Source organism: Nocardia sp. NPDC055053 (assembly GCF_053608285.1).
The window spans coordinates 1-19326 of record NZ_JBSGVD010000064.1; the positions used below are offsets into that span (position 1 = coordinate 1).

General features: G+C 68.4%; 15 protein-coding genes. 6 read left to right on the forward strand and 9 right to left on the reverse strand.

Annotation, left to right across the window (positions count from 1 at the left end):
- Nucleotides 1-161: 161 nt before the first annotated feature.
- Nucleotides 162-1061 carry a cutinase family protein gene (locus tag ACWF82_RS33265; protein WP_452507537.1) on the reverse strand — a complete coding sequence of 300 codons (900 nt, stop codon included), beginning with the start codon at nt 1059-1061 and terminating at the stop codon, nt 162-164.
- Between the two features lie 281 nt (nt 1062-1342).
- Here ACWF82_RS33265 and ACWF82_RS33270 point away from each other — a divergent pair, with 281 nt between their 5' ends.
- Nucleotides 1343-1888 carry a dihydrofolate reductase family protein gene (locus ACWF82_RS33270; RefSeq protein WP_452507538.1) on the forward strand — a complete coding sequence of 182 codons (546 nt, stop codon included), beginning with the start codon at nt 1343-1345 and terminating at the stop codon, nt 1886-1888.
- A 58-nt stretch (nt 1889-1946) separates the two neighbouring features.
- On the opposite strand, the gene ACWF82_RS33275 is transcribed toward ACWF82_RS33270, so the two are convergent.
- The 4 genes from ACWF82_RS33275 to ACWF82_RS33290 are packed head-to-tail and all read right to left on the reverse strand — an operon-like array spanning nt 1947 to nt 4120.
- The gene (locus ACWF82_RS33275; RefSeq protein ID WP_452507539.1) at nt 1947-2318 is read right to left on the reverse strand and encodes a hypothetical protein; all 372 of its coding nucleotides are present in this window, start codon (nt 2316-2318) and stop codon (nt 1947-1949) included.
- Between the two features lie 10 nt (nt 2319-2328).
- Nucleotides 2329-2787, reverse strand: coding sequence for a roadblock/LC7 domain-containing protein (locus tag ACWF82_RS33280; protein WP_452507540.1), 459 nt, complete (start codon nt 2785-2787; stop codon nt 2329-2331).
- A complete protein-coding gene (locus ACWF82_RS33285) occupies nt 2784-3803 on the reverse strand; it encodes a hypothetical protein (RefSeq protein ID WP_452507541.1) in 1020 nt (339 codons plus the stop codon). Before ACWF82_RS33285 ends, ACWF82_RS33280 begins: the two co-directional genes overlap by 4 nt.
- Complete coding sequence (locus ACWF82_RS33290; RefSeq protein WP_452507542.1) at nt 3800-4120, reverse strand: hypothetical protein; 321 nt, start codon at nt 4118-4120, stop codon at nt 3800-3802. Before ACWF82_RS33290 ends, ACWF82_RS33285 begins: the two co-directional genes overlap by 4 nt.
- A gap of 394 nt (nt 4121-4514) precedes the next feature.
- Between ACWF82_RS33290 and ACWF82_RS33295 the strand changes: the two genes are divergently transcribed.
- Nucleotides 4515-4745 carry a toxin HicA gene (locus tag ACWF82_RS33295; protein ID WP_452507543.1) on the forward strand — a complete coding sequence of 77 codons (231 nt, stop codon included), beginning with the start codon at nt 4515-4517 and terminating at the stop codon, nt 4743-4745.
- The gene (locus ACWF82_RS33300; RefSeq protein ID WP_452507544.1) at nt 4745-5083 is read left to right on the forward strand and encodes a type II toxin-antitoxin system HicB family antitoxin; all 339 of its coding nucleotides are present in this window, start codon (nt 4745-4747) and stop codon (nt 5081-5083) included. The genes ACWF82_RS33295 and ACWF82_RS33300 overlap by 1 nt, the downstream gene beginning before the upstream one ends.
- Before the next feature lie 11 nt (nt 5084-5094).
- On the opposite strand, the gene ACWF82_RS33305 is transcribed toward ACWF82_RS33300, so the two are convergent.
- From ACWF82_RS33305 to gltB, 3 genes are all read right to left on the reverse strand, one after another.
- A complete protein-coding gene (locus tag ACWF82_RS33305) occupies nt 5095-5700 on the reverse strand; it encodes a tetratricopeptide repeat protein (RefSeq protein ID WP_452507545.1) in 606 nt (201 codons plus the stop codon).
- A 218-nt stretch (nt 5701-5918) separates the two neighbouring features.
- Nucleotides 5919-7388, reverse strand: coding sequence for a glutamate synthase subunit beta (locus ACWF82_RS33310; RefSeq protein WP_452507546.1), 1470 nt, complete (start codon nt 7386-7388; stop codon nt 5919-5921).
- The gene (gene gltB, locus ACWF82_RS33315; protein WP_452507547.1) at nt 7381-12033 is read right to left on the reverse strand and encodes a glutamate synthase large subunit; all 4653 of its coding nucleotides are present in this window, start codon (nt 12031-12033) and stop codon (nt 7381-7383) included. Before gltB ends, ACWF82_RS33310 begins: the two co-directional genes overlap by 8 nt.
- A gap of 955 nt (nt 12034-12988) precedes the next feature.
- Between gltB and ACWF82_RS33320 the strand changes: the two genes are divergently transcribed.
- A complete protein-coding gene (locus tag ACWF82_RS33320) occupies nt 12989-14851 on the forward strand; it encodes a DUF4407 domain-containing protein (protein WP_452507548.1) in 1863 nt (620 codons plus the stop codon).
- Between the two features lie 430 nt (nt 14852-15281).
- On the opposite strand, the gene ACWF82_RS33325 is transcribed toward ACWF82_RS33320, so the two are convergent.
- Nucleotides 15282-16790: an MFS transporter gene (locus ACWF82_RS33325; protein ID WP_452507549.1), complete on the reverse strand. Its 1509-nt coding sequence runs from the start codon at nt 16788-16790 to the stop codon at nt 15282-15284.
- 81 nt (nt 16791-16871) lie between these two features.
- Here ACWF82_RS33325 and ACWF82_RS33330 point away from each other — a divergent pair, with 81 nt between their 5' ends.
- Nucleotides 16872-17417, forward strand: a complete 546-nt coding sequence (locus tag ACWF82_RS33330; RefSeq protein ID WP_452507550.1) for a TetR/AcrR family transcriptional regulator — start codon at nt 16872-16874, stop codon at nt 17415-17417.
- A gap of 177 nt (nt 17418-17594) precedes the next feature.
- Nucleotides 17595-19208 carry an adenylate/guanylate cyclase domain-containing protein gene (locus ACWF82_RS33335; RefSeq protein ID WP_452507551.1) on the forward strand — a complete coding sequence of 538 codons (1614 nt, stop codon included), beginning with the start codon at nt 17595-17597 and terminating at the stop codon, nt 19206-19208.
- Nucleotides 19209-19326: the final 118 nt, after the last annotated feature.

A 19326-nucleotide genomic window follows, 5' to 3' on the forward strand; every position in this document is an offset into this window, starting at 1 on the left:
CCGCACGCCCCGACCTCGAGGAGGGGCAGGCCGACGCAGTCGGCCGTCGCGGCCGTCCCGCCGGTCAGGCGCCGTTGCGTAGGCGACGAAGGAGCAAGCAACGGTGCCTGACCGGCGGGACACAAGGGGCCGCGACTCGAGCGCGCCAGCGCTCCGACAACTCAAGCCTGCTGGGCGATCCAGTTGTGCATCCAGGTGATGGCGGTCTGGCCGCCGCCGACGGAGTAGCTGCCGTACAGCGTGTGCGCCTGCGAACGGTAGAACCGCTCCAGGTCCTTGGCCCGCTGCTGGTTGGCCGTGTCCGAGAGCTGCGCCTGCAGCGTCGGGACGCCGCCGTGCGCCATCAGGTCGTTCATGATGGCGCCAGCCTCGATCTGGTAGCGCCACAGGTTCGCCGGGTTGGCGTCCGAGCTCTGCGCGAGGAAGCCGGCGAAGCGGGTGACGAAGTCGTCGGTGGCGGTGGCGCAGTACAGGTCGTCGACCGCGCAGATGGTCCGCACCCGGTCACTGAGCCAGCCGAAACCACCGGGCCTGGCACCGCCTGCACCCGCGCCCTGGGCGATCGGGCCGACCTGCACGTCGGTGGGCGAGCGGCGCGGATCGGAGATCAGGCCGACGGCCTTGACCTTGCCGGGCGCGATCTTGCTGACACCGGTGCCGATCTCGGCGGCGAGATCGCCCGCCGCGTCGGCGCCCTGGCTGTAGCCGACCAGCGCGATATCGGCGCCGGCGCACGCGGCCAGCTTGGCGGTGATCAGTCCGCGCGCCGTGTCGACGGCCTGCTTCTTGGACTGGCCGTAGACATCGCCTTCCCACGGGAAGGCGGTGGCGGCGTAGGTGACGTAGTCGACGTCGGTGTTGCGGGGTAGGCCTCTGGTGACGCCGGCGAGCATGCCGGGGCCAGGGGCCTTGTCGTGGCCGGTTTCCCAGGTACCCGGGATCGCCACGACGTACAAACTCGGGCAGCCCGGCGCCGCCGCGGCGCTCGTGCTGCCTGCCATGATGCCGGTGGTCATCGCCGCGGCAGCACCCAGCCCCGCGACAACTTTCTTCAACTGCATACCGCTCCAGTCCAACGTTGCTCGATGCAGAGCAAACCCCGTCAAGTTGTTGTCAAGATGGGTGAACTCGGCAGATGGGCCGCCGCGCGCAACGACCTGACGCTCTCACCCAGACCTCGCCGCGAATCACAATAGAGGTACGCGCGCGCTGATGCCACACAACCTGTCAAGCGTGTCTGTTTTCCGACAGTCCGCCGTCGATCTCATGACGCGGCACCGATTAATTTCGCGTGGCAGTCTCGTCTACACAGACAACCGAGAACGAGAGAGAAGAGGAAATCATGGGCAAGATCGTTGTGGCAGAGTTTATTTCGGCCGACGGCATCATCGAGAACCCCGCCTGGACCGCGCCGTACTGGAACGATCGGATCGGCGATTTCAAGAACCCCGAGATCTTCGACGCCGACGCGCTGCTGCTCGGCCGCACCACCTACGAGGGCTTCGCGGCGGCCTGGCCCGAGCACCCCGAGGCCGGCGAATACAAGGACCGGATCAACGCCATGCCCAAGTACGTGGCAACCACCACGGCGACCGAGCTGGAATGGAACGCCACCCGCATCGAGGGCGACCTCGCGGAGGCGATCGGAAAGCTGCGCGCCGAGCAGGATCTGGTGGTCTTCGGCAGCGGCATCCTCGTCGACTTCCTGCGCGCCAACAGCCTCGTCGACGAATACCGCCTCGTCGTCTACCCCGTGCACCTCGGCAAGGGACAGCGTCTGTTCAACGATGTCGACACCACGGCGACGCTCGAGCTGACCAGCTCGGAGACGCTCGACAACGGTGTCCAGCTCAACATCCTCACCGTCACCGCCGACGAACTGGCGTGACGGCGCGGTGGGATGTCGGCGGCCACGCTGTCGCCGACATATCCACGGCTGGACGAACTCACACCTCCAGGTCTTCTTCGATGCCCTTGAGCCGGTGGCGGGCCAGGGCCAGATTGGACCGGGCCTTGTCGAGAGCCAGATAGAGGAACAGCCCCTTGGACTTACGCCCGGTCATCGGCCGGATGATGTGATACTGGCTGCCCAGGGTGATGAGGATGTCCTCGATGTCCTCGTTGATACCGAGCTGCTCGATGGTGCGCATCTTCGCGCGAACCACCTCGGTGTTGCCCGCCGCGGCGATCTGCAGGTCCAAGGCCTTGCTGCTGCTGAGCATGCCGAGCGCCATGCCGCTGCTGTAGTCGACGACCGCGGCGCCGATCGCGCCGTCGATCACCATCATGTCTTTCAGAGCCAGGTCCATATTCGACATCTCGTGCCTTTCATTCGGATTCTTGTTGGGTGTGCGCCGCCGCCAGATGTTCGGCGATGGCGCGAGCCACCGGCCGCGACTCCAGATGGAGCCGGCCGACGTTCACTTCCGGACCGGCGAGCACGGTCAGTGAGGTGTAGCCGGCGGCGTAGATCACCACCTGCCCCTCGGTACCGAGCACGACGACCTCGTTGAACCCGCCGCCGTGGGCGGTGGTCGCCAGCCGATACGACAGCGACAACTGCGCGGCCGCCATCGCGGCCATGCCTGCGGGTTCGATATTCGGGGGTAGGTCGTGTTCGATGAGCAGCCCGTCACTGGACGCGACCACCGAGCCGGTGAGGCGGGGCACCCGCTCCCGCAACGACTTCAGTTCGGCCAGCACCACCGTGTTGCGTTCGGGCACGGTCATCGCCACCTTCGTCAACCTTCCCCTCCATTCACCGAGCAGCTTCTTCCGCCGGGTCACGCAAGCTCCTCCAACGCCGCCCTGAGCCGGATGAGTAGTTCGCGGTCCACCTGCTGCCAGCGCTCGGGTTCGTAGGGTGCTGTGCCGGGGTGGTTTCCGCTGAGCCGGGCGGATGCGGTCGCTTCCTCGTCGACCGCGTGCCGACCGGATCTTTCGTTCGCTCCCTGCACCGGGTGCGGGGAACGAACGGTCCCCGCGGCGAGAGCGGACGGGATCCGCCTCGGTAACGCGGGCACGCCTGTTGTCGGCGCCACCGGTGCCGGGCGCCGGTGTCGCGCGGTGTCGTCGGCGGGCTCCGGCGCCAGTGCCAGGTGACGGCCTGTCTGCCGGGTCTGCGGCGCTTCGGGGGTCGGATCCGCTGCGATGCGGTCGGATTCCTGGAGCGGATCCGTCGCGGCGCGGTCGGGTTCCTGGATCAGGCCCGCCTTGGTGAGGTCGCGGACCGCGACGAGGCAGCCATAGGTGGTGCGGCCCAGGTCGCGGGCGATCTCGGCGATGCTGCGGCGTTCGTCGGCGGCGGCGAGGATCTCGGCCTGGCCGCCGGTGAGCACTACGCGGTTGCGGCGCACCCGGCGCGTCGGCACCACCGGTACCGCGGCGACCAGGTCGGCGGGCCATGGTCCCCGGTCGCTGCGGCGGGCGCATTCGTGGAGCAGGGCGCGGGGTGCGATGCGGCAGACCGGGGCGAGCCAGTGTTCGGGTGCGGGCCGGAATTCCGGTTCGGCCGACGAGGCCAGCAGGAAGTACGCGGCGTCGAAAACCGACAGCAGCGCGAGGGTTTCCAGTCGCGGCTTCCGCAGCAACCGGCCGGGATCGCCGGCGCCTGCCCTGCGCCAGTCCTCGGCCGTCGCCACGCCGGCCTCGACGACGAGCCGGTCCAGACCGATGGTGCGACGGCAGCCCGCCGAGGCGATCGCGCCGCGCGCCAGATGGAACTCTCCGTCCCCTGCCCGCAAGACCCCGGTCGAGCCCTGTTCCTCGAGCCGGTGCAGTTCCTCGGCGAGTGCCAAGCTCATCGCTGCCCGCCCCTCAGTTCGCCGAGCGCGGCCCGCAGCTGATACCGCGCCATCCCGAGATTGCCGGTGTCACCGTCGAAGACGACGTGCACGAACAGCCTGCCCTCGAAATCACCGTCGACCAGGTGCAACAGGTGGAATCCACCGGTGCGGCAGACGACGATCTCGGTGATGTCGTCGTCTTCGCGCCCGGTAGCCAGCGCCGAACAGCTCAGTGCCGCCCGCACCACGTCCGTCGTGCTCGCGGCATCCTCGTGTTCGTCGACGATGTCGTGCACTCCAGCGGCGGCAATCGCCAACCCGCTGGCCCCATCCACCAGTGTCACGCTGCACGCACCGGGAATATCCATGATGCGTTTCAGGCAGCCGTCGAGAGAATTCACACGCCCCGGCCCATCTCGAGAGGTTATCGAAACGAGACCTTATACCCACCCGCAAATCCCCGCACCTCGAACGCCGGAAAATTGCTGTGCCCCATAATGTTTGCTGAGGTTTGCTGGAAAACCGCTCGGTATCAATACTTTTGGGTAACTTCGCACCGATTCGCTGCCAACCCGAGAAACCCGTGCTCAGCCACGTTTTCAAGCTCCGGCGACCATCTCGCGAACATAACGAGACATTCAACCCAGACCCTCCACCCCATAGCCGGCAGCCAACCCGTCCCGTCGACCACCACTAGACGGCTAGTATCGCCCGCGATACTATTGAGCGATGGGAAAGGCCGGGAAGATTCTCGCCAAGATGCGAGAGTCGCCAACCAACGTCAGGTACTCCGACCTCGACCTGGTGTGCCGCGAGTACTTCAAGACTCCATGGTCCGGCGACCCACGTGTCAATATCCAGGAAGGCAGCAATGGAGCTGCCAAGATCTACCAGGTGAAGCAAGTGCTCGATGCGATCGACAGACTGGTCGAGATGCAAGGAAGGGAGGAGGACGTCTGATGACCGAACGATACGACCCGCGGCACTATGCCTACCGCGTCCTCTGGTCGCCGGAAGACGACGAATTCGTTGGTCTGTGTGCGGAGTTCCCATCCCTGTCGTGGCTGGCGGCGGACCAGATGGAGGCCCTCGTCGGAATCCGGGCGTTGGTGGCCGACACGATTGACGACCTCGCGGTGAACGGCGAGCCGGTCCCCCCACCGCTGGCGGAACGCAGCTACAGCGGCAAGTTTCTCGTGCGCACCTCGGCTGAGCTGCATGCCCGGCTCGTGCGGGAGGCCGCCGAGATGAACGTCTCACTCAATCAGCTCGCCAACCAACGACTCGCGGCGAGTTAGCCGGAGGTCGCTCAGCCCGCGGCGCGGCGGTACCAGGATTCGGCTTCGCGGTGGGCGCCTTGGGAATCGAGGAGGGCGGCGAGGTTGGACATAGCTCTGGGGTGGCCAAGGTCGGCGGCGCGGCGGAAGCAGCGGCGGGCTTCGGTGAGGGCGCCACGGCGGCGCAGGAGCATGCCGAGGTTGTTGATGGCGTCGATGTCGCCGTTGTCGGCGGCGTCGCGGTACCAGGCTTCGGCGTCGTCGAGGCGGTTCTGGTCCTCGAAGAGGCGGGCGAGGTTGTACATCGCGTCGACGTTGCCCGCGAAAGCCGCGTGGTGGTACCAGGTTTCGGCGTCGCGGCGGTCGCCGCACTGGTAGAGCAGGGTCGCCAGGTTGTACATGGCGTTGGCGTTGCCGCCGGCAGCCGCACGGCGGTACCAGGATTCGGCCTCGTCGACCTCGCCGAGCTTGTCGAGCAGGACCGCGAGGTTGTTCATCGCGCGGGTGTGCCCGGCGGCGGCCGCCCGGCGGAACCAGTGCTCGGCGGCGTCGAAATCGCTGTGGTCGTAGTAGATGTTGGCGAGGTTGTGCATGGCGGTACCGTCACCGCGCTCCGCGGCGCGATGCAGGCTCGCCATCGTTCCCGGCGGTAACGGCACAGCTCCCCCTCGGATCATCACCGGTTACACATCGATAACGGAAAGTCTATGTGCTGCACCGGAGATCAGCCACGTCGTTTGCCTCGACACCGAAAATCTTTGGTGCGTAGCACGTTCAGCCCCCTACTTGGCAACCCCCTGGGAACACGAAAAGCGCCCGTGGACCGAAGTCCACGGGCGCCTTGGGTATTCGCGTGTCAGCGCTGGGCGACAGCGGTCGGCGGGATCGGCGCGGGCAGCGCGGTCTCGCCTTCCAGGAACTTGTCGACCGCCGAGGCCGCGGCACGGCCTTCGGCGATGGCCCACACGATCAGCGACTGGCCACGGCCCATGTCGCCCGCGACGAAGACGCCGGGGATGTTGGTGGCCCAGTTCTTGTCGCGCTGGACGTTGCCGCGGCCGTCGTAGCCGACGCCGAGGTCGGTCAGCAGACCCGGCTTCTGCGGGCCGACGAAGCCCATGGCCAGCAGCACCAGGTCGGCTTCGAGGGTGAAGTCGGTGCCTTCGACCTTCTCGAACCGGCCGTTGGACATCTTGACCTCGTGGGCCTCGAGACCGGTGACCTTGCCGTCCTTGCCGACGAAACGTTCGGTGTTCACGGAGAACACGCGCTCGCCGCCCTCTTCATGTGCCGAGGAGACCCGGTACATGAGGGGGTAGGTCGGCCACGGGGTGGAGCCCGCGCGCTCCTCCGGCGGACGCGGCATGATCTCGAACTGGTGCACCGACTCGGCGCCGTGGCGGTGCGAGGTGCCGAGGCAGTCGGCGCCGGTGTCGCCACCACCGATGATGACGACCTTCTTGCCCTTCGCGTGGATGGGCGGCAGGCCGTTCTCGTCGGTGATGTCGTCACCGAGCTGGACGCGGTTGGCCAGCGGCAGGAACTCCATCGCCTGGTGGATGCCGTCGAGCTCGCGGCCGGGGATCGGCAGGTCACGGGCGATGGTGGCGCCACCGGCCAGCACGATCGCGTCGAAACGCTCACGCAGCTGCTCGGCGGTGATGTCGACACCGACGTTCACGCCCGCCTTGAAGATGGTGCCTTCGGCCTCCATCTGCGCGAGGCGACGGTCGATGACCGACTTCTCCATCTTGAATTCCGGGATGCCGTAGCGCATCAGGCCACCGATGCGGTCGTCCCGCTCGAACACGGTCACGGTGTGACCGGCGCGAGTGAGCTGCTGGGCGGCGGCCAGACCGGCCGGGCCCGAGCCGACGACGGCGATCTTCTTGCCGGTGAGGCGGGTCGGGTACACCGGGGTGACCCAGCCCTCGTCGAAGGCGTTCTCGATGAGCTCGACCTCGACCTGCTTGATGGTGACCGGCTGCTGGTTGATGCCGAGCACGCACGACGCCTCACACGGAGCCGGGCACAGGCGGCCGGTGAACTCCGGGAAGTTGTTGGTGGCGTGCAGGCGGTCGATGCCCTCGCGCCAAGTGCCCTTGTACACCAGGTCGTTCCACTCGGGGATCAGGTTCCCCAGCGGACAGCCGTTGTGACAGAAGGGGATACCGCAGTCCATGCAGCGGCTGGCCTGCTTCTGCAGGGTCTCGTGCGAGAACTTGTCCTCGTAGACCTCTTTCCAGTCGAGCAGTCGCAGCTCGACCGGTCGGCGGGTGGGCAGTTCCCGTGAGGTGTGCTTCAAAAATCCCTGTGGGTCAGCCACGTGCCGCCTCCATGATCGCTTCGTCCACGTCCTTGCCGCTCTTCTCAGCTTCGGAGATGGCGAGCAAAACCTTCTTGTATTCGCGGGGCATGACCTTCACGAAGTGGTTCACCTGCTGGGACCAATCGCTCAGGATGCGTTCGGCGACAGCCGAACCCGTTTCGTCGCGGTGCACGGTGATGATGTCGCGCAGCCAGGTGAAGTCGTCACCGGAGAGCTGCTCGATCGCCTCGGCCTGATCCGGGCTGACGCGCGCGGGAAGCGTGCCCTCCGGGTCGTAGACGAAGGCGACACCACCGGACATACCGGCGCCGAGGTTGCGGCCGGTGCCACCGAGGATGACCACCCGGCCACCGGTCATGTACTCGAGCGCGTGGTCGCCCACACCCTCGACGACCGCGGTGGCACCGGAGTTACGCACGGCGAACCGCTCGCCGGCGACACCGTTGATCAGGATCCGGCCGCTGGTGGCGCCGAACATGATCACGTTGCCCGCGATGATGTTGTCCTCGGCGACGAAGCTCTCCGGCGCGTTGAGCGCGGGGCGGACCACGATGTGGCCACCCGAGAGACCCTTGCCGACATAGTCGTTGGCGTCACCCTGCACGCGCAGCGTGATACCGGCCGGGACGAACGCGCCGAAGCTGTTGCCCGCCGAACCGTTGAAGGTGATGTCGATGGTGTTGTCGGGCAGGCCGGCGCCACCGTAGAGCTTGGTCACCTCGTGGCCGAGCATGGTGCCGACCGTGCGGTTCACGTTGGTGATCTTGGTTTCGATCTTGACCGCCTGGCCACGCTCGAGCGCGTCGGCGCTCTGCGCGATCAGCTCGTTGTCCAGCGCCTTGTCCAGGCCGTGGTCCTGGGTACCGGTGCAGCGGGTGTCCTGGTTCATGAACGCCGTCTCCGGCATGTCCAGAATCGGCGACAGGTCCAGCTTGGCGGCCTTGAAGTGCGCCTTCGCTGCGGCGGTGTCGAGCAGGTCGACCCGGCCGACGGCCTCGTCGAGCGTGCGGAAGCCCAGCTCGGCGAGCAGCTCGCGCACCTCCTCGGCGATGAACAGCATGAAGTTCTCGACGAACTCCGGCTTGCCGGTGAAGCGCTCACGCAGCACCGGGTTCTGGGTGGCGATACCCACCGGGCAGGTGTCGAGGTGGCACACGCGCATCATGATGCAGCCCGAGACGACCAGCGGAGCGGTCGCGAAACCGAACTCCTCGGCGCCGAGCAGGGCGGCGATCATCACGTCGCGGCCGGTCTTCATCTGACCGTCGACCTGGACGACGATGCGGTCACGCAGGCCGTTGAGCAGCAGGGTCTGCTGGGTCTCGGCCAGGCCGAGCTCCCAGGGGCCACCCGCGTGCTTGAGCGAGGTCAGCGGCGAGGCGCCGGTGCCGCCGTCGTGGCCCGAGATGAGCACGACGTCGGCGTGCGCCTTGGACACACCGGTGGCGACGGTGCCGACACCCGGCTCCGCGACAAGTTTCACGTGAATCCGCGCCTGCGGGTTCGCGTTCTTCAGATCGTGGATCAGCTGCGCCAGGTCCTCGATCGAGTAGATGTCGTGGTGCGGCGGCGGGGAGATCAGGCCGACGCCCGGCGTGGAGTGCCGCACCTCGGCGACCCACGGGTACACCTTGTGCGCGGGCAGCTGGCCACCCTCGCCCGGCTTGGCGCCCTGAGCCATCTTGATCTGGATGTCGGTGGCGTTGGTCAGGTAGTGCGCGGTGACACCGAAGCGACCCGAGGCGACCTGCTTGATCGCCGAACGGCGCCAGTCACCGTTCTCCTCGACCTCGAAGCGGGCCGGGCTCTCGCCGCCCTCGCCGGAGTTCGAGCGGGCGCCGATGCGGTTCATCGCGATCGCGAGGGTCTCGTGCGCCTCGGCCGAGATGGAGCCGTAGCTCATCGCGCCGGTGGAGAAGCGCTTGACGATCTCGCTCGCGGGCTCGACCTCGTCGATGGAGATCGGGGCGCGCTGACCGGTCTTGAACTTGAACAGGCCGCGCAGCGCGGCCAGGCGCTCGGACTGGTCGTCGACCAGCTTGGTGTACTCCTTGAAGATCGAGTACTGACCCGAGCGGGTCGCGTGCTGGAGCTTGAACACCGTGTCCGGGTTGAACAGGTGGTACTCGCCCTCGCGACGCCACTGGTACTCGCCGCCGACCTCGAGCTCGCGGTGCGCGCGCTCGTTGCGGTTCTCCAGGAACGCGACCCGGTGGCGGGTGGCGACCTCGTCGGCGATCTCGTCGAGACCGATGCCGTCCAGGTGCGAACGCAGGCCGGTGAAGTACTCGTCGACCAGGTCCTGTGCCAGGCCGATGACCTGGTACAGCTGGGCGCCGTTGTAGGAGGCGAGGGTGGAGATGCCCATCTTCGACATCACCTTGAGCACGCCGTTGCTGGCCGCGGTGCAGTAGTTCGCGACGGCCTTGCGGAAGTCGGCGGCCAGGTCACCGGTGGAACCGGGGATCTGCAGCGAACCGCGCTCGAGCATGTCCTCGATCGACTCGAAGGCCATGTACGGGTTGATCGCGGCCGCGCCGAAGCCGACCAGCATCGCCATGTGGTGCACCTCGCGGGCGTCACCGGCCTCGACGACGAGGCCGACCATGGTGCGGGTGCGCTCGCGCACCAGGTGGTGGTGCACCGAGGAGGTGAGCAGCAGCGACGGGATCGGCGCCAGCTTCTCGTTGGACTCGCGGTCGGACAGCACGATGATGCGCGCGCCGCCGTCGATGGCCGCCGACACCTGGGTGTTGATGGCCGCGAGCGCCTTGCGGATGCCCTCGCCGCCCTCCGCGACCGGGTACAGACCGCGTACGACCACCGAGCGCAGCTCGGGGTGGCTGCCGTCGTCGTTGATGTGGACGAGCTTGGCCAGCTCGTCGTTGTCGAGGATCGGCTGCTCGAGCGCGATCTGCTTGCACGACTCGGGGCCGGGGTGCAGCAGGTCGGCCTCGGGGCCGATGTTGCGCTTGAGGCTGGTGACGACCTTCTCGCGGATGGCGTCCAGCGGCGGGTTGGTGACCTGCGCGAACAGCTGGGAGAAGTAGTCGAACAGCAGGCGCGACCGGTTCGACAGCACCGCGATCGGGGTGTCGGTACCCATCGAGCCCAGTGCCTCGCCGCCGGTCTTGGCCATCGGCGTGATCAGCAGGTTCAGGTCCTCGGTGGTGTATCCGAAGATCTGCTGACGGATCAGCACGCGGTCGTGCGACATGTGCACGTGCGGGCGGTCGGGCAGGTCGGCCAGGCGGCTGACGCCTGCGTCGAGCCACTCCTGGTACGGCTGCGCAGCGGCCAGCTCGGACTTGATCTCGGCGTCGGTGACGATGCGACCGGCCTCGGTGTCGACCAGGAACATCTTGCCCGGCTGCAGGCGGATCTTCTGGACGACGGTCGACGGGTCGATGTCGAGGACGCCGACCTCGGAGGCGAGCACGACGAGGCCGTCCTCGGTCACCCAGATGCGACCGGGGCGCAGGCCGTTGCGGTCGAGCACGGCGCCGATCTTCTTGCCGTCGGAGAAGCAGACGGCGGCGGGGCCGTCCCACGGCTCCATCAGCATCGAGTGGTACTCGTAGAACGCCCGCAGCTGCGGGTCCATGTTCTCGTTGCGTTCCCAGGCCTCGGGAATCATCATCATGATGGCGTGGTGCAAGTCGCGGCCACCGAGGTGCAGCAGTTCCAGCACCTCGTCGAAGCGCGCGGTGTCACTCGCACCCGGCGTACAGACGGGGAAGATCTTCTGCAGGCGGTTCTTGCCCGCCTCGTCCTTGCCGAACACGTCCGAACGCAGCAGCGCCTCACGCGCGCGCATCCAGTTCTCGTTACCGGTGACGGTGTTGATCTCACCGTTGTGGGCGACCCGGCGGAACGGGTGCGCCAGCGGCCACGAGGGGAAGGTGTTGGTGGAGAAGCGCGAGTGCACGATGCCGATGGCCGACTCGACGCGCTCGTCCTGCAGGTCCAGGTAGAACGCGCGCAGCTGCGGCGTGGTGAACATGCCCTTGTAGATGAAGGTCTCGCCGGACAGGCTCGGGAAGTACACCGACTCCCTGCCCACAGAGCCCTCGCCCGAGCCGGACTTGCCCAGCTCGTGCTCGATCCGCTTGCGGATCACGTAGGCACGGCGCTCCAGATCCAGGCCGGAGAGCTGCTCGGCGGAGTTCTTGGGCGAGCCGATGAACAGCTGCCGGAAGGTCGGCATCGCGTCGCGTGCCAGCGCGCCCAGCGAGGACTCCTCGATCGGCACCTCGCGCCAGCCGAGCACCGCGAGGCCCTCTTCGACGACGATCTTCTCGACACCGTAGGCCGCACGCGAGGCCTCGCGGCGAGACTGCGGCAGGAAGGCGATACCGGAGGCGTAGGAGCCGACCGGCGGCAACTCGAAGTCCACGACAGCGCGGAAGAACTTGTCCGGAAGCTGGATCAGGATGCCAGCACCGTCGCCGGAGTTCGGCTCGGCGCCCGCGGCACCGCGGTGCTCCAGGTTCAGGAGGGCCGTGATGGCCTTGTCGACGATGTCTCGACTGCGTCGTCCGTGCATGTCGGCGACGAATGCGACGCCGCAGGCGTCGTGCTCGAATGCCGGATCGTAGAGCCCGGTGACACCGGGTGACCTGTGGCCAGGAAGTTGCGTCATGCCTCTGCCTTCAAGAAAGTCGGCTGTCGATGAGATCGGCCGCTCAGCGAGCTGAGTTGGGCCCTTCGTCGTTTCGCCTCCGTCAAGACTGCGTCCGTACGATCCGAAACCAGCGGCGGTGATGGTTTGCGGCGTGCAGTCACGTCTCCAGTTGTCCACCCGCTTCGTTGACGTAGTGGGTGCTCAGAGGTAACGGAACGCTTACGCATCCCTTACCTCCGCGCGGGGGTTCACCCGCTAGTCTTGGTCCGGTTTCACCGGACCCCGATACAGGTGGTTGTGCCGAACAGGGGTGCGTTCGGCGTAAGAGCAAACGATAAGTCAGACCGCAGACCCAACCAACTAAGGTCGGGCTAAGAAACCTGTCTAGCTGGGCTTTGTAACGGCGGCATGCTTCGTCGCGCGCGTCGTCCAGTGTAAAGCAGAGCTGGCACGGGATCGATCCCGAACAACCCGCGCCGACCTGCGCGAACACTGTGAACGAGCAAGCTGGAATCAGCCGCCGGCGCGGTGCCGAAAGCTGAACTCACCTGCACCGCAGCAGAATTCCCAGACAATGCGCAGGTCAAACCTGTCAGCTCCGCTAACCGGGGTGGAAACGGTGAGATATTCCCGACAGCGGCTCCGACGTGCCTTGGTAGTGATCCGACCGTACGGTCTGTCCGCCGATTGTGCGTCACAGCACATTTCCGGCAAATTCTGGAACAGTGTCGTTCGCCACAAAATGGCCTCCACCGACCGGTAGGTACGGATCGCCGGGGACGACACGCCGAGGTGGGTGGCGGTGCCCGCCCACACCGCCGCGTCGCGCCGATGCCGGGTTCGCTGGACTGTGAGGCTGACCACACGAGGGGCCGCGGCGCTCGGTGTGTCGGCTCGACGCCTGTCACGCTGGCACAACGAATCCATGACAGTTTCGCCATGCCCAGTGGAGCGCAAGAAGTGGGGAGAACAGATGACCCGCACACTCACCTGGCTCGGCGGAGGCCTCGCCTCGCCCAGGAAAAGGGATCTCGAAACCGGCGCCGACCTGGCCTTCAACCATGAACAGGGCGGCTATGTCGTCACCGGCGCCGCCGTCGCGCTGTTCGCCGCGATCGCCGGGATCGTCACCGCCGCCGCCCTCGCCGCCGCCGAGGGAATCGGTGTCTTCGCCGTCGTCGCGCTCGCGCTCGTCGCCGGGGTAGCCGCCGGTGCGCTCGGCCGTGCGCTGGCCACCACCCGGCCCGGCGCCGGTGCCGATCGGGTCGGTCTCGCGGCCAGGATCGGCGTCGGCGCGCTGGCGGGCGTCATCGTCGCCGAGCTGGCCTCGACCGTGCTGCTCGGCGGCACCGTCGACCGGGAACTGGACGTGCGGGCGCGGGCGAGCGCCGAGAACGCGCCGGGTGTCGTCGCCGCGCGCACCGAATTCGACCGGGCGGCCGCCGATCGGGCCGCCCTCGACGTGTTGATCGCCAAAACACAGGCCGATATCGACCGCGCGCTGGTCATCGCCCGTTGTGAGTACAACCCGACGCCCGAGTGCCCGCAGACGCGGATCACCGGCGTGCCGGGCCGCGGGCCGGAGACCCAGACCGCCAACGACATGCTCGACGACGCGCGCAAGCAGCTCGCCGCCGAGCAGGCCCGCACCGGGCAGCTCGACCAGCAGGTTCGCACCGAGACCGCCGAACTAGCCACGGCGCGGGCGACCGCGATCGCCGAGGCCGACCGTGGACTCGGCGCCCGCTGGCTGGCCATGAACGGCTACACCGCTGACCACGCGGGCGCCGCCGCGCTGCGGGTGCTCATCCTGCTCGCCGGTGTCGCGCTGGCCCTGCTGCCGCTGCTGCTGCGCTGGTGGCGCGGCGAGACCTCGCTCGACCGCAGGGTCGACGCCGCGGAGATCGCCGACCGGGCCCAGCGCGAGGCCGACGCCGCCATCGCGGTGAAGCGGGCCGAGGTGCGCACCGAGGCGGCCGCCCTGCGCGCCGACCACGAACTCACCGCAGCACGGCTGGCGATCGAGGCCGATACCGTCATCGACCGAGAACGACAGCGCACCAGGATCATCGCCGCGATCGGCGGTTTCGAGCTCGGTTTCACCGAGCCGCATCGAAAGGACGACTCCGTGGCTCTGGAGCCGAACGTGACACCGCAGCTGCCCGCCGGGTACTTCCCGAACGCGCTGCCCGCCGCCGCGCCGCAGGCGGGCGCCCTGGTGCCCGTGCAGCAGCCGGTGAGCGCGCCCGCCGCGCCCGCGCAGGCCCCCACCGGTGGCGGCGGGCTCGAGCTGCCGATCATCGGCACGGTGCCGTTCACCGACACCGCCGCCCGCTGGATCCGCCCGCTGGTGCCCTCCTTCGTCGCCAACGCGATCGACTCGGCGACCCACCCGCTGCGCACCGCGAAGCAGGCGTTCGAGGAGGTCGAAGAGGTCACCTTCACGCTGCGCCGCAGCCGCAAGGTCACCGTCGACACCCAGGATTCGCAGGCCCAGCAGCAGCAGCAGCAGATGGTGCCCGCGGGCTACCAGCTGCAGGGTGGTCAGCCGGTGCAGGGCTACCTGCCCCCGGGCGGCTACCAGCAGCAGGCACCGCAGTACCCGCAGCCGCAGTACCCGTACGCCCAGCAGATCGCCTCGACCGTCGTCGACGCACCCTCGACCCGCTACCACCCGGACCCGCGCCAGTACCAGGCCCCGCCGACCTACACCGCGCTGCCCGCGGGTCAGGGCAACGGCCTGCCTGAAGCGGACGGCTACGGCGAGCTCCCTGGCGGCGACGCCACCGAACTCCCCGGCTACCGCGGACCTCGCGAGCTGCCGCCTGCCCGCTGATCCGACGGCGCGGCGCGCAGGCGCTGATTGCCGCTGACCGACGGCACCGCAGTACCCGCGAGCTGCTGCCTGCCCACTGATCTGACGACGCGGCAACCGCAGGCGCTGATTGATGCTGACCGCCAGCACTGCGGGCCGCGTGGACTGCCGCGGACCCGCTGACCGACCAAAGCGGCCACCGCGAGCTGCCGCTAGGGCCTGTTTCTGCCGACCGCGCTGCGATGCGCTGAGCATTCACCAACCGCTTTGATGGTCCCGATTTTGACCGATCGCCGGGATAGTGAGCGTCCAGCGCGGTGGGCGACGGGATGGTGGGTGGTGACTCGACCCGTTGGGCGACGAGCGCGTAGGTCGGTCAACTGCTTCGAGGCAGGCCCTGGCCCACTGACCTGGCGATGCGGGGCCGATTCGCTCGGGCCCCGCATCATCGTCACGCGTGCGTCGACTTCGTGCGCACCGCGCTGTAGGCCGCGAACAGGAGTACCGCGACGATGCCGAGCACCGTCAGGTGGATGCCGCTGACGAACGCCTGGTTCGCCGAGGACAGGAACTCCTCTGCCACCACGGCGGGTAGCTCGCCCGCGACTTCGATCGCGCCGCTGAGCGAGCCCGACGCGGTCGCCACCGCGTCGTCCGGCAGCAGTGACAGGTCGAGGCCGCGACGGAAGATCGCCATGACCGCGCTGCCGAGCAGGGCGACGCCGAGGGCGAGGCCGGTCTCGTAGGCGGTTTCCGAGATGGCGGCGGCCGCGCCTGCGCGTTCCTCGGGTGCCGAGCCGACGACCAGGTCGGCGGCCACGGTCATGGCCACGCCTGCGCCGAGGCCGATGCCGACGAAACCGAGGACGAACGCGTCGGCGCCGGTGGTCGCGTCGACCGCGAGGAAGGCCGCGGCGCCGACCGCCGTGACGACCAGCGCACCGGCCAGCACGACCGCCGCGCGCCAGCGCCGGACGAGCCAGGCCGCCGCGAGCGAGCCGAACACGCTGGCCGCGAGGCCGGGCAGCATCAGCAGACCCGCCTGCAGGGGCGAGCGGCCGAGGACGAGCTGCAGATACTGCGAACCGAAGAACAGCACGCCTGCCAGCGCGAAGACCGCGAGCAGGTTGGTGAACACCGCGACGCGGAACCTCGGCAGCGCGAACAGCCGCAGGTCGAGCATCGGATCGGTCAGGCGACGCTGCCTGCGCACGAACAGCACCGCGGCGATTACACCGGCCAGGCCGACCAGCAGCGCGCTTGCCGTCGGGCCGTGTGCCGCGGTCTCCTTCACCGCGTAGACAACCGGGACCAGCGCGAGCATCGACAGCAGCGCGCTGAGCGCGTCGAACCGGCCGGGGTTGGGGTCACGCGATTCGGGGATGAGCAGCGGCGCGAGCGCCAGCAGCACCAGCATGACCGGCAGGTTCACCAGGAACACCGAGCCCCACCAGAAGTGCTCGAGCAGCCAGCCGCCGACCAGCGGACCGGCCGCGGCGCCACCACCGGCCATCGCGCTCCACACGCCGATCGCCAGGGTGCGCTGACGCGCGTCCTGGAACATCGAGCGAATCAGGCCGAGCGTGGCAGGCATGAGGGTGGCGCCGGCGACGCCCTGCAACACGCGCGCCGCGATCAGCATCTCGGGCGAGACCGCCCAGGCGGCCAGTGCCGAGGCGATGCCGAAGCCGACGGCGCCGATCAGTAGCAGCCTGCGCCTGCCGATCCGGTCGCCGAGGTTGCCCATCACGACCAGCAGGCCGGCGAGCACGAACGAGTACACGTCGATGATCCAGAGCAGCTGGGGTGTGCTCGGGGCGAGATCGGCGCTGATGGCGGGCACGGCCAGGTCGAGCACGGTCGCGTCGACGGCGAGCAGCAGCAGGGCAAGGGCGAGTACGCCAAGGCCTGCCCATTCGCGCGGGGTGGCGCGCGGCGGGGTGGTGACGGGGGTGTTCATCGGTCTCTCGACTTTCGGGTTTGGTAAACCGTCCAGCCGGTACAGTAACAGGAAAACCGTCCAGACGGTACAGTGATCGACGTGAGCCCCGGCACCCGCGATCGCATCCTCGACGCCCTGGAGACCCTGCTGCTCGAACGCGGCGCGGCCCAGATGACCCTCGACAACGTCGCCGCGGCCGCCGGCGTGTCCAAGGGCGGGCTGCTCTACCACTTCAAGAGCAAGGACGCCCTGCTCGTCGGCCTGGTCGAGCGGCTCGGCGGACGCGCCCGCACCCAGCTCGAAGAGATGCGCGCGAACGGAACACCGGTCGCCGAGTGGTACCTGCAGACGCCCGACCCCACCACGCAGGCCGATGCCGTCGAACTCGCGCTGTATCGCTCGCTGCTGGCGACCATGCGCACCATCGACGCCTCGGCGGGCAGCGAACCCGACGAGGTGCAGCTCGCCCTCGGCGGAGTGATGACCGCCTGGTCGGACGGCCTCGATGCCGAGGTGGGCGACCCCGTCCGCGCCGACACCATCCGCCTGGTCGGCGACGGGGTATACCTGCGCGCGCTGCTCGGCCTGCCCCAGATCGAGCCCGAGCGCTATCGCGCCGTCGTCGACCGGCTGCTCGAGCGCTGAGCACAACATTTTCAGTGGACATGTGTACTCCGAACCCATCCTGTGCCGACCCGCACGCCCGCGCCGACATCCTCCGCCGGAAAACAGATCACTGACTGGTCATATAGCGACACCTCCGCGACAGTGACCTGGAATACACATTGGGGCACAGCGCGATGCTCGGTTTACAGTGCGAGGGTGATCCACAGCGACGGACCCAAGGGCTCGGCGAGGTCAGCGCCGTGGGGTTCGCCGCTGCTCGGACCGGTCGAGGAGAAATCGTCCATCCGCCGCGTCCGCGTGCAACTGCTGCTGACCCTGCCGTTGCTCGTCGCCAACCTGATCGGCATCACGATGATCGTGGTGCTCGCCGGATTCGTGCTGCCCGGCCCGACCGTCTTCACCAGGCAACTCCTGCTGATCAACGCCGTGTTCACCCCGCTGTGCGCGGTCGCGGCGCTGGCGATCGGCACCGTGTGGGGCACCGTCGCCGGCCTGCGCACCATGCGCTGGGCCACCGATCCCGACCACATACCGACGCCGCCCGAACAGCGGGTCGCGGTGTCGGCGCCGCGCTGGATGGTGCTGCAGCAGGCGGTGCTGTGGACGCTGGCGCTGGTCACGCTGACGATCGCCTACGGCGTCGCCGATCCGGCGCTGATCCCCAAGGTCATGCTGTCCATCGGCGCCGCGGGAATCGTGGTGTGCGCCAACAGCTATCTGATCGTGGAATTCGCCCTGCGGCCGGTGACCGCGCGAGTGCTGCAGGCCGACCCGAATCGCCGCCGCGGCATCGGCGTGTTCGGCCGGACGATGCTGTCGTGGCTGGTCGGGGTCGGGGTGCCGGTGGCGCTGTCGATGACCGTCGCGGTGTGGGCGCTGGCCGATCCCGCGGTGAGCAAGGCCAGGCTGGCCGTGTGCATGCTCAGCCTCGGCGGGTCGGCACTGCTGTTCGGGATGCTGTTGATGGCCCAGGTCGTCGCGGCGACGGTCGCCCCGATCAAGGGCGTGCGCCAGGCGCTGCGCCGCGTGGAGGACGGCGATCTCGACACCGAGGTCACCCTCTACGACGGCACCGAACTCGGTGACCTGCAGAGCGGCTTCAACCGGATGGTGCACGGCCTGCGCGAGCGCGCCATGATCGAGGACCTGTTCGGCAAGCACGTCGGCCACGATGTCGCGATGGCGGCGATCTCCTCCCAGCCGGTGCTCGGCGGCACCGAGACCGAGGCCGCCGCCCTGTTCATCGACATCATCGGCTCGACGACCATGGCCGCCACCCTGCCCGCCCCGGAGATCGTCGGCATCCTCAACCGCTTCTTCGACATCGTCGTCGACGAGGTGGAACGTCACGGCGGCCTGCTCAACAAGTTCGAAGGCGACGCCGCCCTCGCCGTCTTCGGCACCCCGGCCCCGCTGAACGACCTGGCGGGCTCGGCCCTCTCGTGCGGTCGCGCCATCCAGCGCCGACTCCGCGAAGCCTCCGACCTGAACGCGGGCATCGGCGTCGCCGCAGGCCGGGTAGTCGCGGGCAATGTCGGCACCCACAACCGCTACGAGTTCACCGTCATCGGCGACGCGGTCAACGAGGCGGCCCGCCTGTGCGAGCTGTCGAAGAACTACGACGAGCGCCTGCTCAGCTCGGCGACCACCCTGGCCGCCGCGGCCGACACCGAGTCCGCACACTGGAACCTCGGCGAGACAGTCACCCTGCGCGGCAGATTGAAGCCGACCCAGCTGGCCTTCCCCCGGCTGTCCGAGTCGATCCTCGACCCAGCCGCCTCGAACACGAGGGCAACCGAGCCCCACTGACTCTCAGCCCGCACGACCCGACCTCGAGGAGGGTCCGCCGCGCAGCGGCGGTCGCGGCCGTCCCGCCGATCAGCGGCGGTTGCGTAGGCGACGAAGGAGCAAGCAACCGTCGCTGATC